Here is a 10,405-nt window from a genome sequence, read left to right as displayed (position 1 = left end):
GAAGGAAGTAAAGCAGAGGCGGAAGTAGAGAAGCCAAAAGAAGAAGGAAGTAAAGCAGAGGCAGAAGTAGAAAAGCCAAAAGAAGAAGGAAGTAAAGCAGAGGCGGAAGTAGAGAAGCCAAAAGAAGAAGGAAGTAAAGCAGAGGCAGAAGTAGAAAAGCCAAAAGAAGAAGGAAGTAAAGCAGAGGCGGAAGTAGAGAAGCCAAAAGAAGAAGGAAGTAAAGCAGAGGCAGAAGTAGAAAAGCCAAAAGAAGAAGGAAGTAAAGCAGAGGCGGAAGTAGAGAAGCCAAAAGAAGAAGGAAGTAAAGCAGAGGCAGAAGTAGAAAAGCCGAAAGAAGAATCAAATAAACCAGGGACAGAAGTAGAGAAGCCGAAAGAAGAGGCAAGTGAACTTGTAACAGAGGATGAAAATATAAAGAAACCAGAAGGCAACGTTAAGAAACAAACAGAGGGCTCAAATGAATTAGGAACAGCTACTGTTCAGAAGAATGAAGCGGTGCAAGCACCTGCACAAGTACAGGAAATAGTGAAGCAAGCAGCGAAAGAAAATGTGTCAGATAAACAAGGTAGCAAGAAGAAAGAAGAAAGTGAAAAATCTTTAGCAGCAACAGGTGGACAAGAAAATAATGTATCTTTATTTGGTGGCCTGGCATTAGTTTTATCTGCACTTAGTATGTTTGTGTTTAGAAGAAATATATTTAAAAAATAAATAACGTTTTATCTTATTATATGATTTTTATAAAGAGGTTATCATAGCAATTTCATTTTGAAATGTGCTTATGATAACTTCTTTTTATGTGAGAAGGATATGAATGGAAAAAGTGTAAATATACTAGGAAAGGAGGAGAGGTTATGCATGTTAGTTCTATTTTAAAAATTGATGAGATTGCATCATTTATTGCAAGTATGAATAAAGATGCTACTCATTATGTTGGTTATTGTGGAGATGAGAAAGAGGAAGTGTTACAGACAATTATCCATGATTTTTCGGATGTAGGATGGGAACAATCTTTTGTTGCTACTTATGAGAATAATGACTTAATAGGTGTATTAGGATTTGATGTGGATGAAGTAAAGAAATGTGCAGAAATATGGGGACCGTTTATTAAAGCAGAGAATTGGGGGAAAGTTGCTTTATATATGTGGAAGGAACTTATAGAAAAGGTACCGTTTCATATTGAAAAATTTTATGGTTTTTATCATGTGGAAAATAATAATTGTGCCCGCTTAATGAAGGATTTACATGCAAAAGAACAAGAGCGACATAGTATTTTCAGGTTAAGCAATAGTGGTGTGAAACAACATACTATATGTAATGTGGAAGAAGCTTTACCGCAAGTATTTGAGCGGTTTATCGCTTTACACAATAATGTTTTTCCTAATACATATTACGAAGGAAATGAAATTATCGAACGTTTAAGTGATACGAATAAATTATTTGTAAGTATGAAGAATGATAAGTTAGAAGGTTACGTATATGTTGAAGTAAGTCCGGAGTTTCAAGAAGCGAATATCGAATTTATTGCAACTGCTGAAAATAGTAGAAGAAAAGGTGTAGGAGAGCGGTTATTACAAGCTGCTATTCAGTATATTTTCTCGTTCCACGGGATGAGAGAGATAGAATTATGTTTGAATGCGAATAATGATCGTGCGATGAAGTTGTACAAGAAAGTAGGCTTTGAGGAAAAAGCATGTTTACAACACTATATAATAGAGTAAAACCCCATTCGTATGAAATATATTTTTCATACGAATGGGTTTTATTTAATTTACTTTGCCGCCCTCAGTAATAACAGATTCAGGACTAATTTGAGGACCGAATTCTTCTTTTAGATGTTTGTCATATAATGTATGTAGGAAGTTTTCTTTTCCTAGTTTTTCAAGTTCTTTATTTACCCAATCATGTACTTCTTTATTGCCTTTCTTCACTGCTATAGCAATTAAGTCATCTCCACCTAATTTGTCTTTTAATAAATGGAATCCAGGATTTTTATTTGCCCAAGATAGAAGGACAAGATTATCTTGAGCATATGCATCAGCACGGCCATCTTTTAGTGCTTGTAAAGCTTCTGTATTTTTATCAAATTTAATTAACTCTACGTTTTTCATATTCTTTGTTAAATAAATATCTGCAGTTGTACCCTTTGTTACAATTACTTTTTTCCCTTCTAAATCTTTTACTGATTGAATAGGACTACCATCTTTAACAAGCACTTGCACAGCTACTTTTAAATGTGGATTTGTAAAATCAACTACCTTTTTTCGCTCATCTGTTGCAGTCATATTTGCTAACACGAAATCTACTTTATCAGATTGTAAATATGGAATGCGGCTTGCTGCTTCAACGGGAACAAATTTTACTTTTGATTCATCACCTAATAAGTCTTTCGCAAACCGTTTTGCCATATCAATTTCAAATCCAACATTTTTCCCATCTTTGTCAACGTAACCGAACGGTGGTTTATCTGTAAAAACAGCAACTACTAGTTCACCGCGCTCTTTTATTTCTTCAATTTTTCCACTTGGTTTTGCCGAGGTCTTTTCTGTTTTCTTTTCATTTGAACCACATGCAACGACTAAAATAGAAAGCAGTCCGATAATAATAAATGTTAAAAACTTTTTCATATAATATCTCTCCCTTTCACCGTTTCAATATAGAAAAATTGATTTAAGAAATGTTGTGCACGTTCTGTTTGTGGGGATGTGAAAAAAGTAGTTGGATCTCCTGTTTCACAAATTTCTCCTTCATCCATGAAAATAATTCGATCAGCAACAGCTTTTGCAAATCCCATTTCATGAGTGACAATTAACATTGTCATACCTTGTTTAGCTAAGCTCATAATGACTTCTAATACTTCTTTGACCATTTCAGGATCTAATGCAGCTGTTACTTCATCAAATAAAATTACTTCAGGATTCATACAGAGAGTGCGAACAATTGCAATACGCTGTTGTTGCCCGCCAGATAGCTCTCTTGGATAGGCATCTTTTTTCTCTAGTAAACCTACTTTTCGTAATAATTGTTCTGCTTGCTTCAATGCTTCATTTTTATTTCGTTTTTGTACTTTTAGAGGACCGAGTAAAATATTTTCTAGAACAGTCATGTGAGGAAATAAATGATAACTTTGAAAGACCATTCCGATTTTTTGACGAAGTTTTTGCCAGTTCCCATCGTTTTTCGGAAGGGGGGCGTTATGAAAAAGCATTTTCCCACTTTGGATATCCTCAAGACCATTTAAGCATCTCAATAATGTACTTTTTCCGCAGCCACTTGGTCCTAAAATAACAATGACTTCTCCGGAAGATACTTGTAAGCTTACGTCTCTTAAAACAGGGTTATCATCGTATGACTTATAGATGTTTTGTAATTGCAACAATGGTGCAGTCATATTTCTTCTCCTCTCAAATGATTGAATTGTCTATATCCATCTTGTTTCTAGTTTTCTTGACCAAATAGATAATGGATAGCAAAGTAAGAAATAAAAAATAAATAAGCAACCGTATATGAGAAATGCTTCCCCTGTTCGTTCTACAATTTGTTGTCCAGCCTTTATAACTTCAGTTACACCAATTAAAACAGTTAAAGATGTCGTTTGAATAATACGAATGAAGATGTTTATTGTAGCGGGAATCATTCGCCGTATTGCTTGAGGAATGAGTACATATTGATATAATTGTTTCTTATTCATTCCGATAGATTTGCCAGCTTCTACTTGTCCCTTTGGCAAGGACTGAAGTGCACCTCTTACAATTTCGCCTATTTCTGTAATTCCCCATAATGATAGAGCTGTAATAGCAGCTACTGTACTAGAAACATCTATCCCTAGAGTGATTGGAAGACCGAAAAAGAAAAGAAATAACCAAACAAGGATTGGGATAGAACGAAATAATTCAATATAAGTTCTTGAAATGAACCTCAAAATAGTAATCTTTGATGTACGAATGATTCCAAATAGAATGCCGCCAATTGTACTAATGATGATTGTAAAACATGCAATTAATAATGTTTGTTCTAGTCCCTTTAGCAATTGCGGAAGCGATTCTATTAGTAGATTAATGCCCGAATTGCCCATAACGATTTCTCCTTTCTAACCAAGATAGTAGAAATGATAGTGGTACAAAAAGAAAAATATAGGAAGCTGTTAACATAATGAGCATCTCAGATGTTTTGTAATAAATTGAAATCAAATTCGTTGTTGTATACAACAATTCAGGAACAGCGATCGCAGAAACGATAGATGTTTCTTTTAATAGAAAGATAAAATTTGCAAATAAGGCTGGTGCAGAAATAGTTGCAGCTTGTGGTAAAACTACAAATCTAAATAGTTGCCATTTATTTAATCCAATGGCATATCCTGATTCCACTTGGCTTTTGGATATTGAATCAAGACCAGATCGAATGACCTCTGTCATATATCCACCACCTAAAAAGCACATTGCAAGTAATGCGATTGAAAAATTAGATAATGTAATACCTAATGATGGTAAACCGAAATATAAGAAAAATAATTGAATGAGTAAAGGTGTATTTCGGGCTACTTCCACATAAGCGCGAACAACTTTATGTATAATACGAATTCGAAAGAACAGAATTAAACCATTTATACTCGCAATAAATAATGAAATGATAATGGCGAAGCATGCGATTTTTAAAGTTAATAGTGCACTATCTACAAATAGTGGAATTTGCTCCTTCATAAAATCAATGTCTATCTCCACATGGACAACCTCCCTTCATTTAGATATCAAGAAAAAAAGATTAATAGTTAGGAAATAAATGTAAAAAGATTCAATTTATTTCCTTTATAATAACATATAATTCCTATAAAACAAGTAGGTTTTATTTGTTTTGGAAAAATAAATGAAATGAATGTAGAAAACACCTCTTCTAAAAGAAGAGGTGCCAATCGTTACATAACCTTTTTTATTTTTTTCGGAACTTCTTTCGTTTGCAAATTAACGTCTTCTTTTCGTAGCTCTTTAAAGAGTGAAGTAACCATAAGGACGACTACGATAGAAAATGGTAGTGCTGCGATGATCGCTGCAATTTGCAGCGCATTTAATCCTCCAGCTTGTAATAAAATAGCTGCGATGATCGCGATTGTTAATCCCCATATAAGTTTTAAACTATTTTTTGGTGATAAGCTTCCGTTACTCGTTTGCATAGAAACGACAAATGTTGCTGAGTCAGCAGAAGTAACGAAAAATGTGGCTACTAAAATTAACCCGATAATTGTTAAAAATGTAGAGAACGGTAGATGTGAAATAACAGCAAATAATCCAATCTCTGTACCATTTTTTGCGATTTCATCAGCTATGCCAAGCGATTGGAACATTTCCATATGGATAGCGGTACCGCCAAATACTGCAAACCAAAATGTGCAGATAAGAGTTGGGACTAATACAACTCCAAAAATAAATTCTTTTATTGTGCGTCCTTTAGAAATACGGGCGATGAATGTACCGACGAATGGAGACCAAGAGATCCACCATCCCCAATAGAAAATAGTCCAGTTTTCTATCCAAGAAGAAGATTTTTCATTAAATGCTCCTAAATTTAATCCCATACTAGGTAAAGCTCCAATATAAGAACCGAGTGTAGATGTGAAATATTTCATAATAAATACAGTTGGTCCTAAAAGTAAAAAGGAGACGAGTAATATACCTGCAAGAGAGAAATTTAAGTTACTCAAATATTTAATCCCACGATCTAAGCCTGTTTGTGCACTTGTTAAATATAAAACAGCGAAGATGGCGATAAGTATGAGCTGTGTAAGTAAAGTGTTATGAATAGAAGGGAATAAATAGCTTAATCCTCCGGCGATTTGTTGAGCACCAATCCCAACAGATGGCACAATACCGAATACAGTGGCTAAAACAGCTAAAATATCAACTGTTTTTCCGATAGGAGAATTTTTCGATCGATTAAATAATGGAGTAACTGTAGCCCCAATTGTGCTACCTTTTTGTTTGCGGAATGTGAAATATGCAATTGTTAAAGCAACCATTGCGTATAGTGACCATGGAAAGAGACCCCAGTGGAAAAATGAATATTGCATAGCGAGCTTGGCGCTTTCCTCTGTACCTGCTTTTCCTGTTAGTGGATCTGTAAAATGTGAAATCGGTTCAGCGATTCCATAAAAGAGGAGTCCAATTCCCATTCCTGCCCCAAATAACATGGATAGCCAAGATGGATAACTATACTTTGGTTTTTCACCATCTTTACCAAGACGAATAGAACCGTACTTAGAAAATGCTAAATAAGCGGCTAAAATAATCATTGTGGTCATAAGTAGAGAGTAAAACCATCCAAATTTATTAAGGATAAATGAATTTAAGGAAGATGTAACGCTTTGTAAATCATAGCCTTGTATCCAACTTGCCGGGGTAATTCCCCATATGATGAATAATGTTGTTAGCAAGATGGAGATATAAAATACACTGTTTTCTTTTTTTATCATAGAATCCCACCCTTGTTTAATAAAGTTAACAATTATATTAATCATAACAATTAAAGAAATAATTGTCAAAAAATTCTCTTTTTATTACGTGAAAGGATTCGGATTACTTTCGGGAGAAAAAAGGGAATTTGTTCACGATATGTACAAAATGTAAGAAGAAATAATATGAAATATTGTATTTTATATTGTTGTATCTAGATTTTATGTTAAATTCGTGAATGGAATATTTGAATAGGGGGCAAGGATATGAACAAGAAATCAAAAATTAATAAAGTAATGCTTAGTATTAGTACAATGGCTCTATCGCTGGGGGCAATTCAAACTCATGCATCAGCAGAAGAAAAGGTGCCATATAATGTATTGCATTCGAAACCAGTTGGAATTGAAAAACCAGTAGATGAGATTGGACACGTTTCTAAAGCGGAGGAAACATTATCGTTTGAAGAACGGTTAAAAGTAGGAGACTTTTCACAGCGACCAGCATTTATTCCGAACAAAGCGGCAGTAAAGCAAGTTAAAGAAAGCTATTCAATGGCTGATTTAAACAAAATGAATAATCAAGAATTAGTTGAAACGTTAGGCAGTATTAAGTGGCATCAAATTACAGACTTATTCCAGTTTAATGAAGATGCAAAAGCTTTTTATAAAGATAAAGGGAAAATGCAAGTCGTTATAGATGAATTAGCTCATCGGGGTAGTACATTTACGAAAGATGATTCAAAAGGAATTCAAACATTTACGGAAGTGTTACGTTCAGCTTTTTATTTGGCATTTTATAATAACGAATTAAGTGAATTAAATGAAAGAAGCTTCCAGGACAAATGTTTACCTGCTTTAAAAGCAATCGCAAAAAATCCAAACTTTAAGCTTGGTACAGATGAACAAGATACAGTCGTATCTGCATACGGAAAATTGATTAGTAACGCTTCAAGTGATGTTGAAACGGTTCAATACGCAGCTAATATTTTAAAACAATATAATGATAATCTTCATACGTATATAGACGATCGTATGAAAGGACAAGCTGTATACGATATAATGCAAGGGATTGACTATGATATACAGTCTTACTTAATTGAAGCTCGTAAAGAAGCAAATGAAACGATGTGGTACGGGAAAGTAGATGGGTTTATTAATGAAATAAATCGTATCGCTCTTCTAAATGAAGTAACACAAGAAAATAAGTGGCTCGTTAATAATGGCATTTACTTTGCTAGTCGTTTAGGGAAGTTTCACAGTAATCCAAATAAAGGATTAGAAGTTGTGACACAGGCAATGCATATGTATCCACGTTTAAGTGAACCGTATTTTGTCGCAGTAGAACAAATTACAACAAATTATAACGGAAAAGATTATAGCGGGAATACAGTAGATTTAGAGAAAATACGTAAAGAAGGAAAAGAGCAGTACTTACCAAAAACGTATACATTTGATGATGGATCTATCGTATTTAAAACAGGAGATAAAGTATCGGAAGAAAAAATTAAGAGACTGTACTGGGCTGCAAAGGAAGTAAAGGCGCAGTATCATCGTGTAATTGGGAATGATAAAGCGTTAGAGCCGGGAAATGCAGACGATATATTAACGATAGTAATTTATAACAGCCCAGAAGAGTACCAGTTAAATAGACAACTGTATGGATATGAAACGAACAACGGTGGAATTTATATTGAAGAAACAGGAACATTCTTTACATATGAACGCACGCCCGAACAAAGTATTTATAGTTTAGAAGAGTTATTCCGCCATGAGTTTACTCATTATCTTCAAGGGAGATATGAAGTTCCAGGTTTATTCGGAAGAGGAGATATGTATCAAAATGAAAGGTTAACTTGGTTCCAAGAAGGAAACGCAGAGTTTTTCGCAGGGGCTACTCGTACAAATAATGTAGTACCGAGAAAGAGCATCATTAGTGGATTATCATCTGATCCTGCAAGCCGTTATACTGCAGAGCGCACACTATTTGCTAAATATGGTTCTTGGGATTTCTATAATTACTCGTTCGCATTGCAATCTTACTTATATACACATCAATTTGAAACGTTTGATAAAATTCAAGATTTAATTCGTGCAAATGACGTGAAAAATTATGATGCCTATCGTGAGAATTTAAGTAAAGACCTTAGACTAAATGAAGAGTATCAAGAGTATATGCAGCAGCTAATCGATAATCAAGATAAATATAATGTACCGGAAGTAGCAGATGATTATTTAGCTGAACATGCCCCAAAATCATTAACAGCAGTAGAGAAAGAAATTAGTGAAACGTTGCCGATGAAAGATGCAAAAATGACAAAACATAGCTCCCAATTCTTTAATACATTTACATTAGAAGGTACGTATACAGGTAGTGTAACAAAAGGTGAGTCAGAAGATTGGAACGCAATGAGTAAGAAAGTAAATGAAGCTTTGGAACAACTTGGGCAAAAAGAATGGAGTGGCTACAAAACTGTTACAGCATATTTCGTCAATTACCGTGTAAATAGCTCAAATGAATTTGAATATGATGTAGTCTTCCACGGTATCGCAAAAGATGACGGAGAAAATAAAGCTCCAACGGTTCATATAAATGGCCCTTATAATGGACTTGTAAAAGAAGGTATTCAATTTAAAAGTGACGGTTCAAAAGATGAAGATGGAAAAATTGTTTCTTATTTATGGGACTTTGGAGACGGAAGCACAAGTGCAGAAGTAAATCCGGTACATGTATATGAAAGAGAAGGTTCATATAAAGTAGCGTTAATAGTAAAAGATGATAAAGGAAAAGAGAGCAAAAGCGAAACAACGGGTACGGTTAAAGATGGAAGCTTAACAGAATCAGAACCAAATAATCGCCCAGAGGAAGCAAATCGTATTGGACTAAACACTACTATAAAAGGTAGCCTTATCGGCGGAGATCACACTGATGTTTATACATTTAATGTAGCATCAGCGAAAAATATTGATATTTCCGTTTTAAATGAGTATGGAATCGGGATGACATGGGTACTTCACCATGAATCAGATATGCAAAATTATGCTGCTTACGGTCAAGCAAATGGAAATCATATAGAGGCAAATTTTAATGCAAAACCAGGTAAGTACTACTTGTATGTATATAAATATGATAATGGCGATGGAACTTACGAATTATCAGTAAAATAAGTGCTTTTCCAATGTATGTTTAACTTTACTTTTTGTGGAAAATAGTATATTATATAGATATATAATATATCGGTTATTTACTAGGAGGAGCCTGTCACAATAGGCTTCTCCTGTTCTTTTTTAGGGGGCCTGTCTTACAGGCTTTTCTTTAAAGGGTAAATAACTGAAAATTAAGAACAATAATCTTTGAAAGAGGTGGGGCATACACATAACAAAAAAGGGATTGTTTAAGAGAGGGGGATAAGAAATGGTTTTGTTTGGTTATCCACTTGAGACAATTTATTTATACGGATTTATTATTGCTACTATACTCACTGTGATTTATATCTTTTTTGGGGATATATTTGAATCCATATTTAGTTTTGGAGGCGGATCGGTATCCGTTGTTACTTTATTACTTAGTTTTTTCGCCATGCTATGTGGACTTAGTTATATAGGAGAATATTTATTTTCCTTTAATAGTCTTCTTATTTTTGTGGCTGCATTTGCTATATCTTTTATTGGTGTATTCATAATGAAAATATTAATTTTAAAACCGATTGCAGAAGCAGAACAAAATACTGTGCAACGTATGGATGAATTCATTGGTTGCAAGGGAGAAGTCATTACGACAATTCCTACAGAAGGATTTGGTGAAGTATTAATCTCCTCCCAATTTGGAAGTAATGCAATTCCAGCTAAAACAATTGGGAAAAAAGATATTTCACAAGGAACTGAAGTTATTATTGAGGGAGTCCAAGATGGTGTTTTGCTTGTACAAAACATCGCTTATTCTTTAAAAAAACCAAAATTATAAGGGGG

General features: G+C 34.2%; 9 protein-coding genes. 4 read left to right on the top strand and 5 right to left on the bottom strand.

Annotated elements, in window-relative coordinates:
• Both PDQ68_RS25525 and PDQ68_RS25520 read left to right on the top strand, forming a co-directional pair.
• Positions 1–708 (top strand): LPXTG cell wall anchor domain-containing protein (locus PDQ68_RS25525; protein WP_270787057.1); only part of this gene is annotated, 708 nt, incomplete at its 5' end.
• Between the two features lie 143 nt (positions 709–851).
• Positions 852–1,718, top strand: a complete 867-nt coding sequence (locus PDQ68_RS25520) for a GNAT family N-acetyltransferase (protein ID WP_016716407.1) — start codon at positions 852–854, stop codon at positions 1,716–1,718.
• Between the two features lie 45 nt (positions 1,719–1,763).
• On the opposite strand, the gene PDQ68_RS25515 is transcribed toward PDQ68_RS25520, so the two are convergent.
• The 5 genes from PDQ68_RS25515 to opuD form a co-directional block, all read right to left on the bottom strand.
• A complete protein-coding gene (locus PDQ68_RS25515; RefSeq protein WP_016716408.1) occupies positions 1,764–2,624 on the bottom strand; it encodes a transporter substrate-binding domain-containing protein in 861 nt (286 codons plus the stop codon).
• Positions 2,621–3,388 (bottom strand): amino acid ABC transporter ATP-binding protein, encoded by a 768-nt coding sequence (locus PDQ68_RS25510; protein ID WP_000126486.1) that lies wholly within the window; start codon positions 3,386–3,388, stop codon positions 2,621–2,623. Before PDQ68_RS25510 ends, PDQ68_RS25515 begins: the two co-directional genes overlap by 4 nt.
• A gap of 30 nt (positions 3,389–3,418) precedes the next feature.
• On the bottom strand, positions 3,419–4,072 hold the full coding sequence (locus tag PDQ68_RS25505; RefSeq protein ID WP_000528399.1) for an amino acid ABC transporter permease: 654 nt from the start codon (positions 4,070–4,072) through the stop codon (positions 3,419–3,421).
• Entirely contained in the window at positions 4,053–4,718 is a 666-nt protein-coding gene (locus PDQ68_RS25500; RefSeq protein WP_016716409.1) for an amino acid ABC transporter permease, read from the bottom strand. The genes PDQ68_RS25505 and PDQ68_RS25500 overlap by 20 nt, the downstream gene beginning before the upstream one ends.
• A 191-nt stretch (positions 4,719–4,909) precedes the next feature.
• Positions 4,910–6,460: a glycine betaine transporter OpuD gene (opuD, locus tag PDQ68_RS25495; RefSeq protein ID WP_029141046.1), complete on the bottom strand. Its 1,551-nt coding sequence runs from the start codon at positions 6,458–6,460 to the stop codon at positions 4,910–4,912.
• Positions 6,461–6,706: 246 nt separating this feature from the next.
• Between opuD and colA the strand changes: the two genes are divergently transcribed.
• Together colA and PDQ68_RS25485 are read left to right on the top strand one after the other, a co-directional pair.
• Positions 6,707–9,604 (top strand): collagenase ColA, encoded by a 2,898-nt coding sequence (gene colA, locus PDQ68_RS25490; protein ID WP_061183654.1) that lies wholly within the window; start codon positions 6,707–6,709, stop codon positions 9,602–9,604.
• 247 nt (positions 9,605–9,851) lie between these two features.
• A complete protein-coding gene (locus PDQ68_RS25485; protein ID WP_000242449.1) occupies positions 9,852–10,400 on the top strand; it encodes an NfeD family protein in 549 nt (182 codons plus the stop codon).
• Positions 10,401–10,405: the final 5 nt, after the last annotated feature.

Origin of the sequence: Bacillus cereus group sp. Bc010, assembly GCF_027716745.1 — a bacterium.
Classification (GTDB): domain Bacteria; phylum Bacillota; class Bacilli; order Bacillales; family Bacillaceae_G; genus Bacillus_A; species Bacillus_A pacificus.
The sequence above is the reverse complement of the archived record's forward strand: the minus strand, read 5'-3'. Positions and strand labels throughout refer to the sequence as shown.